The following is a 20,441-nucleotide window of genomic DNA, read 5'->3' as shown; positions in this document are numbered from 1 at the left end:
TTAAGAAGAAGCGGGGAACACCTGGATCAAGACCTGCGAGCGGGCCTAAATTCACGTAAAGATTCTTATCCGGAGCTAACGGGCGGAGTGGCTATGGTAGGGGCTCCACTGGACACCACCAGAGCCGATAGGGGAGGTGCGGCTGAGCCTGTGGATCGGGGAGGAGTGCTGACGCGCTTTCTCAGGTCGGCCGGCAAGCCGAAATCCGTGACCAACACCGCTGACCGTTCTCGCTCCACCGACTCCGCAGTTACCGCGACCTTCGCATCGGATGCGGAATCGCAGGCGTGGACGCCTCCCAGCTGGGAGGAGATCGTCAGCACGCACAGCGGACGCGTCTACCGCCTCGCCTACCGCCTCACGGGCAACCAGCACGACGCCGAGGACCTGACCCAGGAAGTCTTCGTCCGGGTCTTCCGCTCGCTGTCGACCTACACCCCTGGCACCTTCGAGGGCTGGTTGCACCGCATCACCACCAACCTCTTCCTCGACATGGTCCGGCGCAAGCAGCGGATCCGGTTCGACGCGCTCGGTGACGACGCGGCGGAGCGGCTGCCCAGCCGTGAGCCGTCGCCGCAGCAGGTCTTCCACGACACGCACTTCGACGCGGACGTCCAGCAGGCGCTGGACACCCTCGCGCCCGAATTCCGCGCCGCCGTGGTGCTCTGTGACATCGAGGGGCTCTCGTACGAGGAGATCGCGGCCACGCTCGGTGTGAAGCTCGGCACCGTACGCAGCCGGATCCACCGCGGTCGTTCGCATCTGCGCAAGGCTCTCCAGCACCGTTCCCCCGAGGCCAGGGCCGAGCAGCGCGCCTTCGTGAGCGTGGCCGGGGAGGGCGGAGCGGCGTGAGTGGCACAAGCCCCACCCCCGCCGAGCAGCACTTGGGGGACAGACTCGCCGCCTTGGTGGACGGGGAACTGGACCATGACGCGCGCGAGCGCGTGCTGGCCCATCTCGCCACCTGCGCCAAGTGCAAGGCGGAGGCCGACGCTCAGCGCCGGCTGAAGAGTGTGTTCGCCCAGTCCGCTCCGCCGCCGCCCTCCGCCGGGCTGCTCGCCAGACTTCAGGGGCTGCCGGGCGGCCTTCCCGGATCCGGGGGAGGTGACGACGACAACGGAAAAGGGCTCTTCGACGGGGGGCGCTTCGGTGAGGGCGTTTTCGGCGTCCGCACCGACGGCTTCGGTTATGTCCCGGCGGGCGCCCATGCCGCCGTACTGCCCAGCGGCTCCGGCTTCCGGATCCATGAGGTCGGACGCCAGGAGGCCGAGCGGTCGCCGTGGCGCGGCAAGCGGTTCGCCTTCGCCGCCGCCAGCGCGGTGTCGTTCGCCGCGATGGCCCTCGGCGGGACGATGCCGCTCGGTACGGCCGCCGATGCCCTGCCGCGGGGCGCGGGCAACAATGTGACCCCCATGCGGGCCCCCGGTACCGCGGGCCCGGCCGCCGTCGGCGGTGAGTCCTCCCGTCGTCAGGGCGGCGGCAGCGGAGCGCTGTCTCGGTCCGCCGACCGTCCGGCCCCCGGGGCCCCTCGCGGCGTGTTCGAGACACAGACGCTCGCCGAGCGCTCCTTCTCGCCGGGCGTCCTGGTCGGTCCGTCCCCGGCGCTGCTGATCCAGCCCACGGGCTCGGCCCTCCAGATCGACGAGGCGTCCGGGATCAGCCCCACGGCCACCCCCAACCCCACCCAGCTGGCCGCCCCGACGCTGCCCGGCGCGCCCCTTTCCGCCAGGCGCTGAGCGGCCCCCTGCGCGGACATCCGTAAACCTGGTTGAATCTTTGGCAGGGGTGCCCGTCAGGGCGCGGAACGGCAGTTGCGGGGAGAGCATGGACGACGGGAAGCCGACCGGACCCAAGGCGAAGTGGTGGAGCCGTCCCTCGGCGGAGGGCGCGCTACCGCAGGGGTCCGGGGTGCCTCCGGCCCGGAGCGACGAGGTGACGGCGCAGCCGCCCCCCGTCGCTGACGAGCCGTCAGCGGTGGTCGGCCCGGCTCCCGTGCCCGTCGGCCCGGCTCCTGTGCTCGGCGACCCGGCTCCCGTGCCCGTCGGCCCGGCTCACGCGCTCGGCGATGCGGCTCCGGCGCCCGCCGGCCCGGCTCCCGTACCCACTGACCCGGCTCCGGCGGCCGCCGACGCGGTCCCGACGCCTCATCAGGGGCGTCCGCAGCCGCTGCACGAGCCCGACGCCTACAGCACACCGCCCTACGGCGGACCCGGCCCGTGGGCGCTCGCTCCGCCGGTACAGCGCCCCACGCCCGCGCACGGCACGCCGATGCCGCCGCCCGCGCACCAGGCGCCGCCGCAGGTCCAGATCCCGCAGCAGCCGCACACCCAGCCTCATCAGTCGCACCACCAGCCCCTGCCGCTGCCCGTGCCCCCGCCGCAGTCCCAGGGCCACGCCCAGGCTCAGACGCCCGGCGGGCCCGAGTCCTCGCAGTGGCTCCGGTACGACCCCTGGAACGCGCCGGGGCAGCAGCCCCTGACCCAGTACGGCGAGCCGCGCAAGCGGCGCGGCCGGCGGGCCGGGCTCGTCGCCGCCGGGGCGCTGGCCCTCGCCGCCTGTGTCCTCGGCGGGGCGGTCGGCGCGTACATCGAACGCAACGGCGGCTTCACCAGCGTCGAACTCCCGCAGGCCGACGCGGAAGCCGGCGGGCGCGCGCCCGACAGCGTCGCGGGCATCGCCGCCAGCGCGCTGCCCAGCGTCGTCACCCTGCATGTCAGCGGCAGCGGCGAGCAGGGCACCGGCACGGGCTTCGTCCTCGACCGGCAGGGCCACATCCTGACGAACAACCATGTCGTCCAGCCGGCCTCCTCCTCCGGCGAGATATCGGTCACGTTCAGCGGCGGCCAGACCGCCAGGGCCAAGCTCGTCGGCAAGGACAGCGGCTACGACCTCGCCGTCGTCAAGGTCACCGGCGTCTCCGGGCTCAAGCCGCTCCCGCTGGGCAACTCCGACAGCGTCCAGGTCGGCGATCCCGTCGTGGCCATCGGCGCCCCCTTCGATCTGTCCAACACGGTGACCTCCGGGATCATCAGCGCCAAGCAGCGCCCCATCACCGCGGGCGGTGAGAAGGGCGACGGCAGCGACATCAGCTACGTGGACGCGCTCCAGACGGACGCCCCGATCAACCCCGGCAACTCCGGCGGCCCGCTGGTGGACACCCGGGCCCGGGTCATCGGCATCAACAGCGCGATCCGCGCCGCGGACAGCGGCACCGGCCTCAGCGGCGGCCAGTCGGGCTCCATCGGCCTCGGCTTCGCGATACCGATCAACCAGGGCAAGCGCGTCGCCGAGGAGCTGATCAACACCGGGAAGGCCACCCACCCCGTGATCGGCGTCAGCCTCGACATGGAGTACGCGGGCGACGGCGCCCGGGTCGGTGACAAGGCCGCCGACGGCGGTCCCGCCGTGACCGCGGGCGGCCCCGGCGCCAAGGCCGGCATCAAGCCAGGGGACGTCATCACGGAAGTGAACGGCCAGCGCGTGCACAGCGGTGAGGAGCTGATCGTCAAGATCCGCGCCCACCGCCCCGGCGACCGGCTGGAGCTGACCCTGGGCCGCGGAGGTAAAGAGCGGACCATGAAGTTGACTCTCGGCTCCGCGGACGGCACCTGACGGCCACCCGAAGGTACCGCCCGGACAGTTCCGGCAGGTACCGTGGAGCGGCCCGGACCTCGCCCTACCTTCGATCCACCCGAGGAGCAGCACGTGTTCAATGACATTGGCGCCCTTGAGGTGATCGCGATCGCGGTCCTCGCCGTGATCGTCTTCGGTCCCGAGAAGCTGCCCAAGGTCATCCAGGATGTCTCCGGCTTCATAAGGAAGGTCCGCGCGTTCTCCGAGAGCGCCAAGGAGGACATCCGCTCCGAGCTGGGTCCCGAGTTCAAGGACTTCGAGTTCGAGGACCTCAACCCCAAGACGTTCGTCCGCAAGCAGCTGATGGACAACGACGATCTGGGGCTGAAGGAGATCCGCAGCAGCTTCGACCTCCGCAAGGAGATGAACGAGGTCGCGGACGCGGTGAACGGCACGGAGAGCACATCCGACGCGGACGTTCCCGCGACGCCGGTGTCCACGAATGGCTCCGCTGCGATCGGGTCGTCCGCGAACGGCTCCTCCACCATCCCCGACCTGGTCAAGAAGCGCGAAAAGCCCACTCAGCCCGAACGTCCGCCCTTCGACGCAGACGCCACCTGAGTACGACCAATCCCTCCGAGTCGGGACGTGGTGGCTATCCTCCAACTGTCCGGCAGTGAGGCGCCCGTCGGGGGCGCGCCGCTCCGGACGCTCACGATCGAGGAGGCGCCGGCAGATGGAGACGACGAGTCGGGCAGGCACGCGGGACGCGGCCGGCTCAGCCAAGGCCGGAGGAGGGGCGGCCGCCCTGCGTACGGTCGAAGGCTATCTGCGGGCGCCGTTTCCCTGGTACGGACTGGACGGCGCCTTCACCGGGCCGCGCTGGCTCATGCAGGTCGGTGCGACGGCCGACGGAACGGTGCGGCACGGCGCCACGGGCCACGGTGAAGAGCCGTCGATAAGACCCGAGGCTCCGGCCGCCGACAGAGAACGCTTCGTAGTGGTCGTGACGGTGGCCACGAGCCCCGAACGGCGCACCGGTGACGGTACCGGTCACCTGGACGCCACCACGGCCTCCTCCGCGGCCTGGCTGGCCGGTTCGGGGCTGCTGGCCTTCACCTGGCCCCCGCAGCTGGACCACGCGCTGCGCGACAACTGGCTGGACCAGCAGACGGAGGCCGCGTTCGAGCTGGCCGACGATCTGGACGGGCCCGAGTGGACGACGCTCTCGCTGCCGGTCGACGCGGAGCCGACGCCGTTCCACTACCGCGAGTCCGAGTTCGGCTGGGTGCTGGCCGGCTCGGCGCGCCGCGGGGTGCACCTCGGGGCGTACGGGCGCGGGATGAGCGCCTATGGCCTCGGCTTCTCGGTGATCGAGGACATCAGGACGTACGCACCCTAGGGCCTGTCTTCAAAGTCCCGCCTGCCCGGCGACGCCCGGTACGCACGCTCGCGGCGTTGTCGGGATCACCCCAGTACGTCCAGTACTGGGGCGACCCTCCGCCTTGCGATCGCACGCACCGGACGCCGCCGGGCCCGCCCTCCGGGCGGACGGCGCTACTTTGAAGACAGGCCCTAGAACCACGCTTGCGAGAACAACGGGTAAGGGGCGGCCGCCCATTGCGGCCGCCCCTTACCTGTTGAGCAGTCCGGTTGAGCAGTCCGGGCCCGGCTCAGAACTTGTTGCGCGGGGTGATCCCCAGCGACATGCCCGCCAGACCGCGCTGCCGGCCGCCCAGCTTGCCCGCGATCCCGCGCAGCGCGGTGGAGGCCGGCGAGTCGGGGTCGGAGAGCACGATGGGCTTGCCCTCGTCGCCGCCCTCCCGCAGCCGTACGTCGATCGGGATCGCGCCGAGCACGGGCACCTCGGCGCCGGTCGTCCTCGTCAGCCCCTCGGCGACCAGCTTGCCGCCGCCGGTGCCGAAGACATCGATCATCTCGTCGCAGTGCGGGCACGGCAGGCCCGACATGTTCTCGACCACACCGACGATCTTCTGATGGGTCTGTACGGCGATGGAGCCGGCCCGCTCGGCGACCTCGGCAGCGGCCTGCTGCGGGGTGGTGACCACCAGGATCTCGGCGTTCGGCACGAGCTGCGCCACGGAGATCGCGATATCGCCGGTGCCCGGCGGCAGGTCGAGCAGCAGTACGTCCAGATCGCCCCAGTAGACGTCCGCGAGGAACTGCTGGAGCGCGCGGTGCAGCATGGGACCGCGCCAGACGACCGGCGCGTTGCCCGGGGTGAACATCCCGATGGAGATCACCTTCACGCCGTTCGCCGACGGCGGCATGATCATGTTCTCGACCTGGGTGGGCCTGCCGTCCGCGCCGAGCATCCGGGGCACGCTGTGCCCGTAGATGTCCGCGTCGACCACACCGACCTTCAGCCCGTCGGCCGCCATCGCGGCGGCCAGGTTGACCGTCACCGACGACTTGCCGACACCGCCTTTGCCCGACGCCACCGCGTACACCCGGGTCAGGGAGCCCGGCTGGGCGAACGGCACCTCGCGCTCGGCGGTGCCGCCGCGCAGCGAGGCCGCCAGCGCGCGCCGCTGCTCGTCGCCCATCACGTCCAGCGTGACGTCCACCCGCGTGACACCCGCGACCCGGGCGACCGCGTCGGTCACGCTCCGCGTGATCGTGTCGCGCATCGGGCAGCCGGAAACCGTCAGATAGACCGTGACGGCCACCGCACCGTCCGCACCGATATCCACCGATTTGACCATGCCGAGGTCGGTGATCGGCCGGTGGATCTCGGGGTCGTTCACCGTCGCCAGCGCTTCGCGCACCGCTTCTTCCGCGGGGACGGCGGTTCCGTACGTGTCGGTAGCCATACCGAGATGGTACGGCGATCCGTACCGGCTCGGGAAAGCCCGTCAGCGGTCGGGTTCCTCACGCCCGGGTTCCGCCCGGGGCAGCGCGCGCTCCTCCGCCAGGTCCCGCACCAGATTCTGGAGCTCCGACCGGATCCAGTCGCGGGTGGTGACCTCGCCCAGGCCGATCCGCAGCGCCGCGATCTCGCGCGTCAGATATTCGGTGTCGGCGATGGAGCGCTCGTTCTGCTTGCGCTCCTGCTCCTGCGTGACCCGGTCCCGGTCGCCCTGGCGGTTCTGCGCCAGCAGGATCAGCGGCGCGGCGTACGACGCCTGGAGGGAGAGCATCAGCGTCAGAAAGATGAACGGGTAAGGGTCGAAGCGCAGTTCGCGCGGGGCGGTCACGTTCCAGACGAGCCAGACGATGATGATCAGCGTCATCCAGACGATGAAGCGGCCCGTCCCCAGGAAGCGGGCGATACGCTCCGAAAGCACGCCGAAAGCTTCGGGGTCGTACTCGGGCACCAGCCTGCGCCGCGGCGGGGCCGGCTGGTCGAGCCTGACCCGGCCACCCCGCATCAGCGCGGTCGACCCGGCCCCGGAGCCGGTCCTCGCGCGCTCCCGGCCGGCCTCCCTGTCGGGGCGCTCATTGACCACGGGCCGCCTCTTCCATGCCGTGGTAGCCGGTCTCCCGCCAGTCGTCGGGCAGCAGGTGGTCGAGTACGTCATCGACGGTCACGGCGCCGAGCAGCGATCCGCCCTCGTCCACCACCGGCGCCGCGACCATGTTGTACGCGGCGAGATGGCTGGTGATCGCGGGCAGCGGGGTGTCGGGCGCGAGCGGCGGCAGATCGCTGTCGACGATCGAGCTGACCAGCGTGTACGGCGGATCCCGCAGCAGCCGCTGGAAGTGCACCGTGCCCAGATACTTGCCCGTCGGCGTCTCGTCCGGCGGCCGGCAGACATAGATCTGCGCCGCGAGCGCGGGGGAGAGGTCCGGGAGCCGTACCCGGGCCAGCGCCTCCGCCACCGTCGCGTCGGGGCGCAGCACGATCGGGTCGGTCGTCATCAGACCGCCCGCCGTGCGCTCCTCGTACGACATCAGCCGCCGCACATCGGCGGCGTCGTCCGGCCGCATCAGCGTGAGCAGCCGCTCCTTGTCGCTCTCGGGCAGCTCGGAGAGGAGGTCGGCCGCGTCGTCCGGGTCCATCGCCTCCAGGACATCGGCCGCGCGCTCCTCCTTGAGTTTGCCGAGGATCTCCACCTGGTCGTCCTCGGGCAGCTCCTCCATGACATCCGCGAGCCGGTCGTCATCGAGGGCGACGGCCACCTCGCCCCGCCGCTTCGGCGTCAGATGGTGCAGCACATTGGCGAGATCGACCGGGCGCAGGCTCTCGAAGGTGGCGACAAGGCTCTCCGCGCCCTGCCCCTCCTCCTCCAGCGAGAAGCCGGTGACCGCGGACCAGTCGACGGTCAGGGTCTCCCCACGCCGCCGCAGGGCCCCGCCCTTTCTGCCCCGCCGTACGAAGACCTTGTCGATCTCCCATTCACGGCGGGCCGGCAGCTGACGGATGGCGACATCGAGGACCGTCACCTCCTCGCCGTTCTCCACGAGCCGCACCCGCCGGTCGAGCAGCTCGCCGAGCACGAGGCGCTCGGTGGGCCGCTGCTCGAAGCGGCGTACGTTGAGCACGCCCGTGGTGATCACCTGGCCGGACTCGACACCGGTCACCCGGGTCATGGGCAGGAAGATCCGGCGCCGGCTGAGCACCTCGACGACCAGCCCGAGCAGCCGCGGCGGACGGCCGCCGACCCGCAGCATCGCCACGAGATCGCGGACCCGGCCCACCTGGTCACCGGTGGGATCGAAGACGGCCACACCGGCGAGATGCGAGACAAAGATCCGGGGGGCGCCTGCCACCATTTCCCAGCGCCTCCTTCGTCCGCGGTTGTCCTTCTATCCGGCGGGATAACGGGTTCAGGCTAGCCCGTACCGCTGCGGTATGCCCTGACGGATCCGTCCGTACGGCCTTCCCGCGACGTCTGTGCGGCTCTCTGTCGAGACGTGCCTCCGGCCCAGGTACGCTGCGGTCTGCCACCCCCAGCTGCGTTTGAGAGGCAGTGCGTCTGTGACCGTTTTCCTGTCGTCCGGCCGTGCCCGCAGGGTCGCCCTCCCCGTCGCGTTCTGCGTGGGGCTGGCCGCGGTTCTCACGGCATGCGGTGAGGATCCGGACGAGGGTACGAACGGGGTCGGCAAGCTCTCCGCCACGGAGATCGAGAGAAAGGCGCAGACGGCGGCGAACGCCGCGGGCGCGGTCAGGCTCTCCGGCACGCTGGTCACGCAGGGGGAGACCTACAAGCTCAATATGCGGCTCAAGACGAACGGCGGGACCGGCACCGTCACTTCGAAGAACAGCACCTTCCAGCTGCTGCGCATCGAGGACACGCTTTTCCTGAAGGCAGACGCCGGTTTCTGGAGCCACGCGGACGGCAAGGAGACCGCCAAGCCCAGCAGTTCGGACACCGAGGCCGCGGACAAGCTCCAGGACAAGTATGTGAAGGTCCCGGAGGAGGACCCCTCGTACAAGCAGCTGAGCGGCTTCACGGACATGAAGGTGCTGCTCGCCGGGATACTGACGCTGCACGGCAAGCTGAACAAGGGCGCCCGCGACCGGATCGGCGGCGTGAAGACCATCAAGATCAACGGCAGTGAGGGCGACGGCGGGACGCTGGACGTCTCGCTGGAGGGCACTCCGTACCCGCTGCAACTGGTGCGCGCGGGCGGCGCGGGGACGCTCTCGCTCGCCGACTGGGGCCGTGACTTCGAACTGGCGGCGCCGGCCAAGGGCGAGACCGTCGACTACGGCAGCCGGCTCCCGGCCACCAGCGACTGACTCTGCTTGCTCTTGCCCTAGTTGGCCTTGCTCTTGCGCTTGAGCAGGAGCCGTCCGAGCGAGGCCGGCAGGGGCTGACGGGTCGTCGCCGAGGTCGGCAGCGGGGCCGCCGCCAGCGAGGAGTCGGGCAGGTCGGTGATCGTGTCCCGGGGCGTCAGCCGCAGCACCCGGCACTCACGCGCCCAGCGCTCCGTCATCACCTCGGCGTCGGGCGCGTTCAGCCGCTTGCCCTTGAGCTCGGCGACGGCCGTCTCCCAGCCCTCCGAGTGCGGCGCCAGCTCCGCGACGGCCGCCGTCCAGGCGACGAGCCGGCCGCCCTTGTCCTTGCTGCGTACGGTCACCTCGGCGACCGCGCCGTCCGCGAGCCCCGGCAGCGGCTGCTCCCCGGGGCCGTCCCCGACCAGCAGCGCCGCGCCCTCGTGCCATACGTGCCACAGCGCGCGGTCGGGGCCCGAGCCCCGCACCCAGATGAGGCTCGACTTCTTGGTGGCCTCTTCGACGAGCACCCGGCCGAGGTCAGGCCCGAGGTCTGGTTCTGTCATGCCCGCAGCCTATCCAGCCGGCCGGACAGGGCCTAGAGCCAGCCGTTCCGCTTGAGGGTGCGGTGGATCGTCAGACAGATGGTGCCGATCGCGACGAGCACCATGGGATAGCCGTACTTCCACTCCAGCTCGGGCATGTGGTCGAAGTTCATGCCGTAGATCCCGCAGACGGCGGTCGGTACGGCGATGATCGCCGCCCAGGACGTGATCTTGCGCATGTCCTCGTTCTGCGCGACCGTCGCCTGCGCCAGATTCGCCTGGAGGATCGAGTTCAGCAGCTCGTCGAAGCCGATGACCTGCTCGTGCACCCGGGCCAGATGGTCGGCGACATCACGGAAGTACTTCTGGATGTCCGGGTCGATCAGCCGCATCGGCCGCTCGCTCAGCAGCTGCATCGGCCGCAGCAGCGGGGAGACGGCCCGCTTGAACTCCAGCACCTCGCGCTTGAGCTGGTAGATCCGCCCGGCGTCCGAGCCGCGCGGGCTGCCCTTCGCCGGCGCCGAGAACACATCGATCTCGACCTCGTCGATGTCGTCCTGCACGGCCGCCGCCACCGCGACGTACCCGTCGACGACATGGTCCGCGATGGAGTGCAGCACGGCCGAGGGCCCTTTGGTGAGCAGCTCGGCGTCGCTCTCCAGGCGGTGGCGCAGCGCGCGCAGCGAGCCCTTGCCGCCGTGCCGGACGGTGATCACGAAGTCCCGGCCGGTGAAGCACATGACCTCGCCGGTGTCGACGACCTCGCTGGTCGCGGTCAGCCGGGTGTGCTCGACGTAGTGGATGGTCTTGAAGACGGTGAACAGGGTGTCGTCGTACCGCTCCAGCTTGGGCCGCTGGTGCGCGTGCACCGCGTCCTCCACCGCCAGCGGGTGCAGCCCGAACTCGGCCGCGATACCGGCGAATTCCTCCTCGGTCGGCTCGTGCAGGCCGATCCAGGCGAAGCCGCCGCCCTCGCGTACCCGCAGCATCGCCTCGTGCGGGGTGACACAGGGGTTCTCGGTGACCCGCCGGCCGTCGCGGTAGACCGCGCAGTCGACGACCGCGCTCGACGCGGAGGGGTCACGGGTGGCGTCATACGTGTCGTACTTGCTGTACGCGGGCTTGGCCTTGCGCAGGGCCGGACGGACCGCTGCGCGCAGGTCACGGATCATCGACATGGCGGGCTCCTTCACGGAGAGGCCGTCGGCGAGGGCGTGGCACAGCCCGGAATGGGGACGTGATGCGTACGTCCGCAAAGCGGGCGGCACCGCGGGATCGCGGTGACGGCGTTCGCTACAGACAGGCAGAGATTCAGGTACTGCTCAGGTACTTCTCAGGTACTGAGAGACGTGCTCTTCCGTCGTGCGAAATGCCGTGGGCCCGGGGGACGGGGCGTCAGTGCACCGGACGAGAGGTCCGTACGGAAGAGCGGCTGGTACTGGCCGGGTGACTTCGATCCACCGCAGCCCCACCTCCTCCGGCCGGTCCCCCGTAGGGGATGACGTGTCGTCGGGACAAGAGAGCAACGCTTCTGCGTGCTGTCCCGACCAGCGGCCAAGACTATCAGCAGACTGCGGGCCAACTCCGTCCCTTGCCCAATCCTTACGCGATCTATGCTCACCGGATGGGAGAAATTCTTGATCTGGTCGAGGCCCGGCTCCGTACGGCGCTGGGCGAGCCGGACGCGCGCGCCGCGGTGACGTTCCTCGGGACGGACCGCTTCGAGGTGCTGCGTTTCCTGGACTCCCAGGGCGGTTCCGGTGTCGTGCGGTACGCCACGCTCGGGATGTCGGCGCAGCCGATGACGGACCCGTCGGCGCTGCTCGCCGACCCGCTGAAGGGGCCGCGGGCCGAGCTCGTCCTGTCGATGCGCGCCGGGCTCGCCGACACCGATCAGGTGCTCCGTCCGATGGCCGTACTGGCCGCGTCTCCGCAGGTCGAGGGCGTGGTCGTGGCGCCGGGCAGCTCGCTGGACCTCGGTGAGCCGCTGTGGCCGGGGGCGCCCTTCAGCTCCGTACTGGTCGGTGAGCCGGGCGGGCTGGTGGCGGATCTGGAGCTGGACGCGCCGCTGGAGCCGGTGCGGTTTCTGCCGCTGCTGCCGATGACGCCCAATGAGGCGGCGTGGAAGCGGGTCAGGGGCGCGCGGGAGCTTGAGGAGCGCTGGCTCGCGCGGGGCACGGATCTGCGCGACCCGCTGCGCGCCTCCGTGCCCCTGGACTGAGAGCGGACTCACACCGGGAGCGGACTCGCACCGGCCCCCGCCGCCGCGTCAGTCGGCGAAGACCGCGACGCTGTCCTCCGTGGCGTGCGCGGGCCGCAGCTCCTCGGCCTCATGGCGCAGCGCGCCGCGCCGTACGCCGACGATGACCGCTCCCACGATCGCCGCGGCCGCGGCGATCACGAACGGGACATGGACATTGCTCCACTCCTCGATCTTCGGCGCGAGGAAGGGCGCGGCCGCCGCCGCGAACCAGCGGACGAAGTTGTAGCCCGCGCTCGCCACCGGCCGGGGCGCGTCGGAGACACCCAGCGCCAGTTCGGTGAAGACGGTGTTGTTCAGGCCGATGAAGGCACCGGAGACGACCGTGCCGACGACGGCCGCGGTGTGGTTGCCGTACCCGAGCACCAGCAGATCGACGGCGAGCAGGACGAGCGAGCCGCCCAGCACCTTGAGCGAGCCGAGGCGCCGTTGCAGCCGGGGTGCCACGAGCACCGAGAAGACCGCTAGCAGCAGCCCCCAGGCGAAGAAGACCGCCCCCGACTTGTAGGGGGTCATGTTCAGCACGAACGGCGTGAAGGCCAGAACCGTGAAAAACGCGTAGTTGTAGAAGAACGCCGAGGCCGCCGCGGACGCGAGCCCGCCGTGACCCAGGGCCCTGACCGGATCGAGCAGCGACGTCTTGCGCGCGGGCCTGGGCTGCTCCTTGAGGAACGCCGTGATGCAGACGAATCCGATGGCCATCAGGGCCGCGGTGCCGAAGAACGGATAGCGCCAGCTGGCATCGCCGAGCAGCGCGCCGAGCAGCGGTCCGCAGGCCATGCCGAGGCCGAGCGCCGACTCGTACAGCAGGATCGCCGCCGCGCTGCCCCCGGCCGCCGCGCCGACGATCACCGCGAGCGCGGTCGAGACGAAGAGCGCGTTGCCGAGCCCCCAGCCGGCCCGGAAGCCGACCAGCTCGCCCACCGACGACGACGTACCCGACAGGGCCGCGAAGACCACGACGAGCGCCAGACCGACGAGCAGGGTCTTCCGGCCGCCGATCCGGCTGGAGACCCAGCCGGTGAGGAGCATGGCGACCGCGGTGATCAGGAAGTACGAGGTGAAGAGCAGCGAGACCTGGCTCGGGGTGGCCGCCAGGCCCTGGGCGATGGACGGCAGGATCGGGTCCACCAGACCGATCCCCATGAACGCCACGACGGACGCGCCCGCCGTGGCCCAGACGGCCTTCGGCTGACGCAGCAGACTGCCTGCTCCTTCGTCGAACGGATCCTCTCCGCGCATGAGGCGTGTCCTCACTCTCCGACTAGATCGATGCAATATGCATTCAATAAGTTAGACAAGCTAATGAATGCAAGTTACATCTATCTCTGGATGCCCGGACTCTGACCGGACGGGTGATCGTCCTTGACGCGGCGTCGGCCGGGGAGGACCGTGGGGCGCTATGAGGGGCGAACCCAGTTGCCCGAAGTGCGGTGGCCGAGTCAGGGCGCCCGGCCTCTTCGCCGACTCCTGGCAGTGCGATGTACATGGCGCCGTGCACCCACTGCAACCCGTGATACCGCCCAGCGTCGAGGCCCTCAGCGTGGTGGTGCACCGCGCCCGGGTGCCGGTGTGGATGCCCTGGCCGCTGCCCGTCGGCTGGCTCTTCACCGGCGTGGCGTACGCGGGCGACGACCGCAGCGGCGGACGTGCCACCGCCGTCGCGTGCTCGGGACCGGGGCCGCTCGGCGGCATGGGGGAGCTGCTGCTCGTCGCGGAGGAACTGGGCGTGGGGCTCGGCGCGCGCTACGCGGGGATCGACGGCCCGGACCCGGGCCCCGCCATCTGCGTCGACAAGTCACCGCAGACCAAGCTGCTCGCGGCCGGCCGGCCCACCCCGCTCTGGCATGTCGCCGACGCCCCGGAGGACCGCGCGGTCTTCGCGGGCGAGGCGCTCGGGCTGTGGCTGTGGGCGATCGTCTGGCCCGAACAGTCGGGGCTGCTGCTCTACGACGAGGTGGTGCTGACCGATCTGCGGGACGTGGGCGCGGAGATGGAGCTGCTGCCCTGCGGGGCCCTGTCGCCCCGGCTGCTCTCCTGACGGACTCGGTCTCCTGACGGACCCGGTCTCCTGAACGCCGCTCCACTGACGGCCTGTCCGCCCGGCCGGCGGGCGGAGGCGGCCCGTCCTGGGCCCTCCCGGTGTGCCGTTATCCTTGAGCGTCCCCCTGTCCGCCCCGAACCTCCGGAGTGACGCGTCGTGCGCATCGATCTGCACACCCACTCCACGGCCTCGGACGGTACGGACACCCCGGCCGAGCTGGTGCGCAACGCCGCCGCCGCCGGGCTCGACGTCATCGCGCTGACCGACCACGACACCACCCGCGGCCACGCCGAGGCGATCGCCGCGCTCCAGGACCTCGACCGGGACCTCACCCTCGTCACCGGCGCGGAGCTCTCCTGCCGGCTCGACGGCATCAGCCTGCACCTGCTGGCGTATCTCTTCGACCCGGACGAGCCGGAGCTGCTGCACGAGCGTGAGCTGGTACGGGACGACCGCGTCCCGCGCGCGCGGACGATGGTCCGCAAGCTCCAGGAGCTGGGCGTCCCGATCACCTGGGAGCAGGTGACGCGCATCGCGGGCGACGCCTCGCTGGGCCGCCCGCACGTCGCCACCGCCCTCGTCGAACTCGGCGTCGTCGAGACCGTCTCCGACGCCTTCACCCCGGAGTGGCTCGCGGACGGCGGGCGCGCGTACGCCGAGAAGCACGAACTCGACCCCTTCGAGGCGATCCGCCTGGTCAAGGCCGCCGGCGGGGTCAGCGTGTTCGCGCATCCGCAGGCCGTCAAGCGGGGCCGGGTCGTGCCCGAGTCCGCCATCGCCCGGCTCTCCGCCGCCGGTCTCGACGGCATCGAGGTCGACCACCTGGACCACGACGCGCCGACCCGCGCCCGGCTGCGCGGACTGGCCGCCGAACTGGGCCTGCTGCCCACCGGATCCAGCGACTACCACGGCAGCCGCAAGTCCGTGGAACTCGGCGCCTGTACCACCGACCCGGAGATCTACGGCGAGATCACCCGGCGGGCCTCCGGCGCCTTCCCGGTGCCGGGCGCGGGCGGACGCGGGTAAGTCCAGCCGTACCGCCGCCGTAGCCCTACCGCCGCCGTACCCGAACCGCTTCTTCATGGCGCCGTCGCGCCCTCACCTCGTCGCGCCTGCGCGCGCGTGCGTTCCCGTCTCTCCGTCAGCTCTACGTAACCGCAAGGCCCTCACTGTGTTCGACTTCGCCGTTTTCGGCTCCCTCTTCCTCACGCTCTTCGTGATCATGGACCCGCCCGGGATCACCCCGATCTTTCTCGCCCTCACCTCCGGCCGGCCCGCCAAGGTCCAGCGCGCCATGGCCTGGCAGGCGGTGGCCGTCGCCTTCGGGGTGATCACCGTCTTCGGGCTGCTGGGCCAGCAGATCCTGGACTATCTGCATGTCTCCGTACCGGCGCTGATGATCGCGGGCGGGCTGCTCCTGCTGCTCATCGCGCTGGATCTGCTGACCGGGAAGACCGACGAGCCCCAGCAGACGAAGGACGTCAACGTCGCGCTCGTCCCGCTGGGCATGCCGCTGCTCGCGGGACCCGGCGCGATCGTGTCCGTCATCCTCGCCGTACAGCACGCCGACCGCGCCTCGGAGCAGATCTCGGTCTGGGCGGCGATCGTCGCGATGCATATCGTGCTCTGGCTGACCATGCGCTACTCGCTGCTGATCATCCGGCTGATCAAGGACGGGGGAGTGGTGCTGGTGACCCGGCTGGCCGGGATGATGCTTTCGGCCATTGCCGTTCAGCAGATCATCAACGGCGTCACCCAGGTGATCCAGAGCGCCTGACATGGGCAGCGCCCCCGTACGAGTGATCCGTACAGGGGCGCTTCGTCGGTTCGCGGTCGGTCGCTGTCTTCTGCGTCGCGAGGGGACAGGGGGTTACGAGGCCGAGGATTCGGCCGGGCGGATATAGATGCGCTGGCCCATCGCGGCGGCCTGCTGCACGATCCGGTTGACGGAGGCGGCGTCCACAACGGTGCTGTCGACAGCGGAGCCGTCAACATCGTCGAGTCGCATGATTTCGAAGCGCAAGGCTTCTCCCTTCGTCTGATCCTCCTGCTGGAGAACTATGGGTGACGGGCGGAGCCGTCGGCACTTACATCCCGGTACAACGGCTTGCCCTCTGCAAACATTCCCTACGCTAAGGAAAATTTTCGGGTGGCTAACTACTGGCGGGTACGCTCGCGTCCGCAGAGAATGAACGGTGTATGAGCGAGGCAGAGATCAACCCAGAGATCGCCGACATCGGCGCCCGTCTGGAGCGCACCAACGAGCTGCTCCAGCGCATGCTCGCCGAGGTCGCCAAGACTCCGTCCACGCATGCCATTTTCGTCGACGCCGGTTACGTCTATGCTGCGGCCGGGTTGCTTGTCGCGGGCACCGAGGACCGGCGCGCCTTCGACCTGGACGCCGAGGGGCTCATCGAGGCCTTCATCGACAAGGCCCGGATCATCTTCGCGGACAGCCGGCTGCTCCGCGTGTACTGGTACGACGGCGCCAGACGCCGGATCCACACCTCGGAGCAGCAGTCCATCGCCGAACTGCCCGACGTCAAGGTCAGGCTCGGCAACCTCAACGCCAACAACCAGCAGAAGGGCGTCGACTCGCTGATCCGTACGGATCTCGAATCGCTCGCCAGGCACCGCGCCATCAGTGACGCGGCACTGGTCGGCGGCGACGAGGACCTGGTCTCGGCCGTCGAGGCGGCCCAGGGGTACGGCGCGCGCGTGCACCTCTGGGGCATCGAGGCCGGCGAGGGGCGCAATCAGGCCGAGCCGCTGCTGTGGGAGGTCGACAGCCAGCGCACCTTCGACCTGGACTTCTGCAAGCCGTATGTCACCCGCCGCCCGGTCACCACGTACGAGCACGAGGGCGATCCGCCGCCCTCCCGCGACCAGGTGCGGTTCATCGGCGCGCAGATCGCCGCGACGTGGCTGGCGGAGCGCGGCCGGGAAGCCATGTCCGAGCTGCTGCCGGGCCATCCGTATCTGCCGGGCCCGGTGGACCAGGATCTGCTGATCGAGGCGGAGAAGCTGCTCCAGCGGTCGCTACGGGGCCATGCGATGCTGCGGCGGTCGCTGCGGGACGGTTTCTGGCAGCACTTGCAGTCGCAGTACTGACGGTCGGCCGGGCGCCTTTCCGGCGCGGCGCTCAGCCGTGGGCGTCCCAGAAGTCCCTGAGCGCGGCGGCGGTCTCCAGCGGCCGGTCGGTGTTGGGCGAGTGCTGGGCGCCCTCGATGACCGTCCGGCGGGCGCCGAGCCGCAGCGCCATCTCGTCCAGCTGCGGTACCGGCCAGGTGTCGTCCCGTTCGCCGGACATCACGTGCTTGGGCAGCGGCTGTACGGCGGCCAGCTCGTTCACCCGGTCCGGTTCCCCGCTCAGCTGCCGGGCGGTGGCGATCAGCTGGGCCGGCCGGGTGAGCAGCCAGCGCCTGCGCAGATCCTCCCCGTCGATCGCGGTCTCCTCGGGGGGATCCATCGAGCGCATGATCTCCCAGACCTGCTGCATCGTCATGTCCTTGAGCGCCCCGCTGAGCAGCTCGGCCCGTTCCCGCTGGACCGGTGAGACCCGCGCGGGTCCGGAGGACAGCAGCGTCAGCGTGACGAACGGACTCGGGTCGAGCAGCACGGCGGCGCGGGCGATCAGACCGCCGAGCGAGTGCCCGAGGAGATGTACGGGGGAGCCGAGCGCCTCCGACTGCGCCAGTACGTCGGAGGCCAGCTCGCTCTGCGCATAGCCGTCCTCGGTGTCCGGGCCCTCGGTCTCGTACTGCCCGCGGCCGTCCACACAGACGACCCGGTAGCCGGCCCCGGTCAGCGGCTCCAGCAGCGCGATGAAGTCCTCCTTGCTCCCGGTGAACCCGGGGAGCATCAGCGCGGTGCCGCGCGGCTCCCCGGCGGGCCGCGCGTCGAGCGTGGCGAAGGGCCCGCGGCGGGTCGCGAGCGTACGGGCGCGGGCACAGGAGGGCGGGACGAACGTGGGCGGCCGACTCATGCGAAGAGGCTAACGGCGCCTCGGAAAGCCGATGGCCCGGCACCCCCCGTCTGGGGGCGTCGGGCCATCCGGCTGTGGTGCGCGCGTACGTCAGCTCTCGGTCTTCGCCGCTGTCGTGCGCGTACGGCGGCGGCGCGGCTTGGGCAGCGCCTCCGCCTCCGCTTCGGGCGCCTCCCCGGTCGCGGCGGCCTCGACGGCCTCGGCGGCCGGCTTGGCGACGCGGGTACGGCGACGGGGCTTGGCCTCCGCGACGGGGGCCTCGGCCTTGACGTCCGCCGACTCCACCGCCGCCGACTCCGCGGCCTCGGCCACGGACTTGGCGACGCGGGTGCGGCGGCGCGGCTTGGTCTCGGCGACCGGCGCCTCGGGGGCGTCGACCGGCTCCGTCACCGCGGCGGTCTCGACCGTCGAGGCCGCGTCGGCCGCGGGCTTCGCGGCCCGGGTACGGCGGCGGCGCGGCTTGGCCACGGGCTCCGCCTCCGGCTCCGGGACGACGGGCTCAGCGACGACGGCCTCCGCGACGACCGGGTCCGCGAGGACCGGCTCCGCCACGGTCTCCACGGCCGGTGTCTCGGACGCGGACGCGGACCCGGAGCCGGCGCGGGTACGCCGGCGACGGCGCGGGGTACGCGGCTCGGCGGCCCGCTCCACGCTCCCGGGCACGTCCATCGGCACGGCGGTCTGGAACTGCGGCTCGGCGTCCTCGGTCTGCGGCTCGACCGCCGTACCCGTCGCCTCCAGCGGGGTCCCGCCACGGGTGCGGCGTCGCTGGCGCGGGGCGCGCGTACGGGCCGGGCGCTCTTCCCGTACCGCCGCGGCGGGGGCGGCGGACTTACGGCCGCGGCCGCCCGTCTCGCCGAGGTCCTCGACCTGCTCCGCCGACAGACCGGCGCGCGTACGCTCCGCGCGCGGCAGGACGCCCTTGGTCCCGGCGGGGATGTTCAGCTCCTCGAACAGATGCGGGGACGTGGAGTACGTCTCCGGCGGGTCCGGGAAGCCGAGGTCCAGCGCCTTGTTGATCAGCTGCCAGCGCGGGATGTCGTCCCAGTCGACGAGCGTGACGGCGGTACCGGACGCGCCCGCCCGGCCGGTGCGGCCGATGCGGTGGAGGTAGGTCTTCTCCTCCTCCGGCGACTGGTAGTTGATGACATGGGTCACGCCCTCGACATCGATACCGCGCGCGGCGACATCGGTGCAGACGAGCACATCGACCTTGCCGTTGCGGAAGGCGCGCAGGGCCTGCTCGCGGGCGCCCTGGCCCAGGTCGCCGTGGACCGCGCCGGAGGCGAAGCCGCGCTGGGCGAGCTGGTCGGCGATATCGGCGGCCGTGCGCTTCGTACGGCAGAAGATCATCGCCAGACCGCGGCCCTCGGACTGGAGGATGCGGGCGACCATCTCCGGCTTGTCCATGGAGTGGGCGCGGTAGACGCGTTGCGTCGTGTTGGCGACGGTCGCGCCCGCGTCGTCCGGCGAGGTGGCGCTGATGTGCGTGGGCTGCGACATGTAGCGGCGGGCGAGGCCGATGACCGCGCCCGGCATCGTCGCGGAGAACAGCATCGTCTGCCGCTTGGGCGGCAGCAGCTGGATGATCTTCTCGACGTCGGGCAGGAAGCCCAGGTCGAGCATCTCGTCGGCCTCGTCCAGGACGAGCGCGCGCACATGGGAGAGATCGAGCTTCTTCTGGCCCGCCAGGTCGAGCAGCCGGCCCGGGGTGCCGACGATCACGTCGACGCCCTTCTTGAGGGCCTCGACCTGCGGCTCGTAGGCACGGCCGCCGTAGATCGCCAGGACCCGGACGTTGCGCACCTTGCCGGCCGTCAGCAGGTCGTTGGTGACCTGCGTGCACAGCTCGCGGGTGGGAACGACGACAAGCGCCTGCGGGGCGTTGGTGAGCTTCTCGGGCACGGCCCGGCCGGACTCGACGTCCGCGGGGACCGTGACGCGCTCCAGGAGCGGCAGACCGAAGCCGAGCGTCTTGCCCGTGCCGGTCTTGGCCTGTCCGATGACGTCCTTGCCGGAAAGCGCGACGGGGAGCGTCATCTCTTGGATGGGGAACGGAGACAGGATGCCGACGGCTTCTAGCGCTTCGGCTGTCTCGGGGAGGATTCCGAGGTCTCGGAAAGTCGTAGTCAGGGTGCTGCCTCTTCTGTGAGACGCGGCGCGAGGCGAACGCTGGGGGTCGTACCGCACCTGGGTACTCGGCCGGCCGTGGATTGGCCGGATGGCGCGGGACCACTGCCGTCGCTCGAGCGCTCGAACCGCTGAGGGGGCCCCTCATCTGCGGCCGTACGCTGCTGTGCGTACGATCCGCGTGGAGGGCGGTCGGGTCGGAGCCGATCGGGCCACCGACC

20 protein-coding genes are annotated in these 20,441 nt (G+C 71.0%); 11 read left to right on the top strand and 9 right to left on the bottom strand.

Going from position 1 to position 20,441, the window contains the following annotated elements; genetic code table 11:
- Positions 1-93 precede the first annotated feature (93 nt).
- The 5 genes from sigE to IF11_RS0119395 all read left to right on the top strand — a co-directional run bounded on the left by sigE (position 94) and on the right by IF11_RS0119395 (position 4,975).
- Entirely contained in the window at positions 94-852 is a 759-nt protein-coding gene (gene sigE, locus IF11_RS0119415; protein WP_193564040.1) for an RNA polymerase sigma factor SigE, read from the top strand.
- Positions 849-1,736 (top strand): anti-sigma factor family protein, encoded by an 888-nt coding sequence (locus tag IF11_RS0119410; RefSeq protein WP_030352907.1) that lies wholly within the window; start codon positions 849-851, stop codon positions 1,734-1,736. Before sigE ends, IF11_RS0119410 begins: the two co-directional genes overlap by 4 nt.
- 88 nt (positions 1,737-1,824) lie before the next feature.
- Complete coding sequence (locus tag IF11_RS0119405) at positions 1,825-3,612, top strand: S1C family serine protease (RefSeq protein ID WP_030352906.1); 1,788 nt, start codon at positions 1,825-1,827, stop codon at positions 3,610-3,612.
- 93 nt (positions 3,613-3,705) lie between these two features.
- Positions 3,706-4,194, top strand: coding sequence for a sec-independent translocase (locus IF11_RS0119400; protein WP_030352905.1), 489 nt, complete (start codon positions 3,706-3,708; stop codon positions 4,192-4,194).
- A 115-nt stretch (positions 4,195-4,309) separates the two neighbouring features.
- Positions 4,310-4,975 carry a hypothetical protein gene (locus IF11_RS0119395; protein WP_030352904.1) on the top strand — a complete coding sequence of 222 codons (666 nt, stop codon included), beginning with the start codon at positions 4,310-4,312 and terminating at the stop codon, positions 4,973-4,975.
- A 271-nt stretch (positions 4,976-5,246) separates the two neighbouring features.
- Here IF11_RS0119395 and IF11_RS0119390 read toward each other — a convergent pair whose 3' ends face one another.
- The 3 genes from IF11_RS0119390 to IF11_RS0119380 form a co-directional block, all read right to left on the bottom strand.
- A complete protein-coding gene (locus IF11_RS0119390; protein WP_051746056.1) occupies positions 5,247-6,407 on the bottom strand; it encodes an Mrp/NBP35 family ATP-binding protein in 1,161 nt (386 codons plus the stop codon).
- A 42-nt stretch (positions 6,408-6,449) separates the two neighbouring features.
- Positions 6,450-6,965 carry a DUF1003 domain-containing protein gene (locus IF11_RS0119385; protein ID WP_051746072.1) on the bottom strand — a complete coding sequence of 172 codons (516 nt, stop codon included), beginning with the start codon at positions 6,963-6,965 and terminating at the stop codon, positions 6,450-6,452.
- A gap of 67 nt (positions 6,966-7,032) precedes the next feature.
- Positions 7,033-8,310 (bottom strand): magnesium transporter MgtE N-terminal domain-containing protein, encoded by a 1,278-nt coding sequence (locus IF11_RS0119380; protein ID WP_030352901.1) that lies wholly within the window; start codon positions 8,308-8,310, stop codon positions 7,033-7,035.
- 205 nt (positions 8,311-8,515) lie between these two features.
- Here IF11_RS0119380 and IF11_RS0119375 point away from each other — a divergent pair, with 205 nt between their 5' ends.
- On the top strand, positions 8,516-9,280 hold the full coding sequence (locus IF11_RS0119375) for a hypothetical protein (protein ID WP_030352900.1): 765 nt from the start codon (positions 8,516-8,518) through the stop codon (positions 9,278-9,280).
- A 17-nt stretch (positions 9,281-9,297) separates the two neighbouring features.
- On the opposite strand, the gene IF11_RS0119370 is transcribed toward IF11_RS0119375, so the two are convergent.
- Positions 9,298-9,822 (bottom strand): hypothetical protein, encoded by a 525-nt coding sequence (locus IF11_RS0119370; protein ID WP_030352899.1) that lies wholly within the window; start codon positions 9,820-9,822, stop codon positions 9,298-9,300.
- Between the two features lie 32 nt (positions 9,823-9,854).
- Positions 9,855-10,979 (bottom strand): magnesium and cobalt transport protein CorA, encoded by a 1,125-nt coding sequence (locus tag IF11_RS0119365; RefSeq protein WP_030352898.1) that lies wholly within the window; start codon positions 10,977-10,979, stop codon positions 9,855-9,857.
- A gap of 446 nt (positions 10,980-11,425) precedes the next feature.
- On the opposite strand from IF11_RS0119365, the gene IF11_RS0119360 reads away from it, so the two are divergent.
- On the top strand, positions 11,426-12,022 hold the full coding sequence (locus IF11_RS0119360) for a suppressor of fused domain protein (RefSeq protein ID WP_030352897.1): 597 nt from the start codon (positions 11,426-11,428) through the stop codon (positions 12,020-12,022).
- Positions 12,023-12,070: 48 nt separating this feature from the next.
- On the opposite strand, the gene IF11_RS0119355 is transcribed toward IF11_RS0119360, so the two are convergent.
- Complete coding sequence (locus IF11_RS0119355) at positions 12,071-13,303, bottom strand: MFS transporter (RefSeq protein ID WP_030352896.1); 1,233 nt, start codon at positions 13,301-13,303, stop codon at positions 12,071-12,073.
- A gap of 160 nt (positions 13,304-13,463) precedes the next feature.
- On the opposite strand from IF11_RS0119355, the gene IF11_RS0119350 reads away from it, so the two are divergent.
- The 3 genes from IF11_RS0119350 to IF11_RS0119340 all read left to right on the top strand — a co-directional run bounded on the left by IF11_RS0119350 (position 13,464) and on the right by IF11_RS0119340 (position 15,882).
- Positions 13,464-14,102: a DUF6758 family protein gene (locus IF11_RS0119350; RefSeq protein WP_078490781.1), complete on the top strand. Its 639-nt coding sequence runs from the start codon at positions 13,464-13,466 to the stop codon at positions 14,100-14,102.
- 159 nt (positions 14,103-14,261) lie between these two features.
- Entirely contained in the window at positions 14,262-15,131 is an 870-nt protein-coding gene (locus IF11_RS0119345) for a PHP domain-containing protein (RefSeq protein WP_030352894.1), read from the top strand.
- A gap of 145 nt (positions 15,132-15,276) precedes the next feature.
- Positions 15,277-15,882 (top strand): MarC family protein, encoded by a 606-nt coding sequence (locus tag IF11_RS0119340; RefSeq protein ID WP_030352893.1) that lies wholly within the window; start codon positions 15,277-15,279, stop codon positions 15,880-15,882.
- 93 nt (positions 15,883-15,975) lie between these two features.
- On the opposite strand, the gene IF11_RS41360 is transcribed toward IF11_RS0119340, so the two are convergent.
- Entirely contained in the window at positions 15,976-16,128 is a 153-nt protein-coding gene (locus IF11_RS41360) for a hypothetical protein (protein WP_165840668.1), read from the bottom strand.
- A gap of 176 nt (positions 16,129-16,304) precedes the next feature.
- Between IF11_RS41360 and IF11_RS0119330 the strand changes: the two genes are divergently transcribed.
- Entirely contained in the window at positions 16,305-17,216 is a 912-nt protein-coding gene (locus IF11_RS0119330; protein WP_030352892.1) for an NYN domain-containing protein, read from the top strand.
- Positions 17,217-17,247: 31 nt separating this feature from the next.
- Here the strand turns inward: IF11_RS0119330 and IF11_RS0119325 are convergent, their stop codons facing one another.
- Positions 17,248-18,090 (bottom strand): alpha/beta fold hydrolase, encoded by an 843-nt coding sequence (locus tag IF11_RS0119325; RefSeq protein WP_030352891.1) that lies wholly within the window; start codon positions 18,088-18,090, stop codon positions 17,248-17,250.
- 90 nt (positions 18,091-18,180) lie between these two features.
- Complete coding sequence (locus IF11_RS0119320; protein WP_240627767.1) at positions 18,181-20,130, bottom strand: DEAD/DEAH box helicase; 1,950 nt, start codon at positions 20,128-20,130, stop codon at positions 18,181-18,183.
- Positions 20,131-20,441 lie beyond the last annotated feature (311 nt).

Origin of the sequence: Streptomyces scopuliridis RB72 (genome assembly GCF_000718095.1) — a bacterium.
In the GTDB taxonomy this organism is placed as follows: domain Bacteria; phylum Actinomycetota; class Actinomycetes; order Streptomycetales; family Streptomycetaceae; genus Streptomyces; species Streptomyces scopuliridis.
The sequence above is the reverse complement of the archived record's forward strand: the minus strand, read 5'-3'. Positions and strand labels throughout refer to the sequence as shown.

Bases quoted from the DNA above. Each gene is read 5' to 3' on its own strand.
- sigE (WP_193564040.1), top strand. From the start codon at position 94: ATGGTAGGGGCTCCACTGGACACCACCAGAGCCGATAGGGGAGGTGCG.
- IF11_RS0119405 (WP_030352906.1), top strand. From the start codon at position 1,825: ATGGACGACGGGAAGCCGACCGGACCCAAGGCGAAGTGGTGGAGCCGT.
- IF11_RS0119395 (WP_030352904.1), top strand. From the start codon at position 4,310: ATGGAGACGACGAGTCGGGCAGGCACGCGGGACGCGGCCGGCTCAGCC.
- IF11_RS0119390 (WP_051746056.1), bottom strand. From the start codon at position 6,407: ATGGCTACCGACACGTACGGAACCGCCGTCCCCGCGGAAGAAGCGGTG.
- IF11_RS0119385 (WP_051746072.1), bottom strand. From the start codon at position 6,965: ATGCGGGGTGGCCGGGTCAGGCTCGACCAGCCGGCCCCGCCGCGGCGC.
- IF11_RS0119380 (WP_030352901.1), bottom strand. From the start codon at position 8,310: ATGGTGGCAGGCGCCCCCCGGATCTTTGTCTCGCATCTCGCCGGTGTG.
- IF11_RS0119370 (WP_030352899.1), bottom strand. From the start codon at position 9,822: ATGACAGAACCAGACCTCGGGCCTGACCTCGGCCGGGTGCTCGTCGAA.
- IF11_RS0119365 (WP_030352898.1), bottom strand. From the start codon at position 10,979: ATGTCGATGATCCGTGACCTGCGCGCAGCGGTCCGTCCGGCCCTGCGC.
- IF11_RS0119360 (WP_030352897.1), top strand. From the start codon at position 11,426: ATGGGAGAAATTCTTGATCTGGTCGAGGCCCGGCTCCGTACGGCGCTG.
- IF11_RS0119355 (WP_030352896.1), bottom strand. From the start codon at position 13,303: ATGCGCGGAGAGGATCCGTTCGACGAAGGAGCAGGCAGTCTGCTGCGT.
- IF11_RS0119350 (WP_078490781.1), top strand. From the start codon at position 13,464: ATGAGGGGCGAACCCAGTTGCCCGAAGTGCGGTGGCCGAGTCAGGGCG.
- IF11_RS0119330 (WP_030352892.1), top strand. From the start codon at position 16,305: ATGAGCGAGGCAGAGATCAACCCAGAGATCGCCGACATCGGCGCCCGT.
- IF11_RS0119325 (WP_030352891.1), bottom strand. From the start codon at position 18,090: ATGAGTCGGCCGCCCACGTTCGTCCCGCCCTCCTGTGCCCGCGCCCGT.
- IF11_RS0119320 (WP_240627767.1), bottom strand. From the start codon at position 20,130: ATGACGCTCCCCGTCGCGCTTTCCGGCAAGGACGTCATCGGACAGGCC.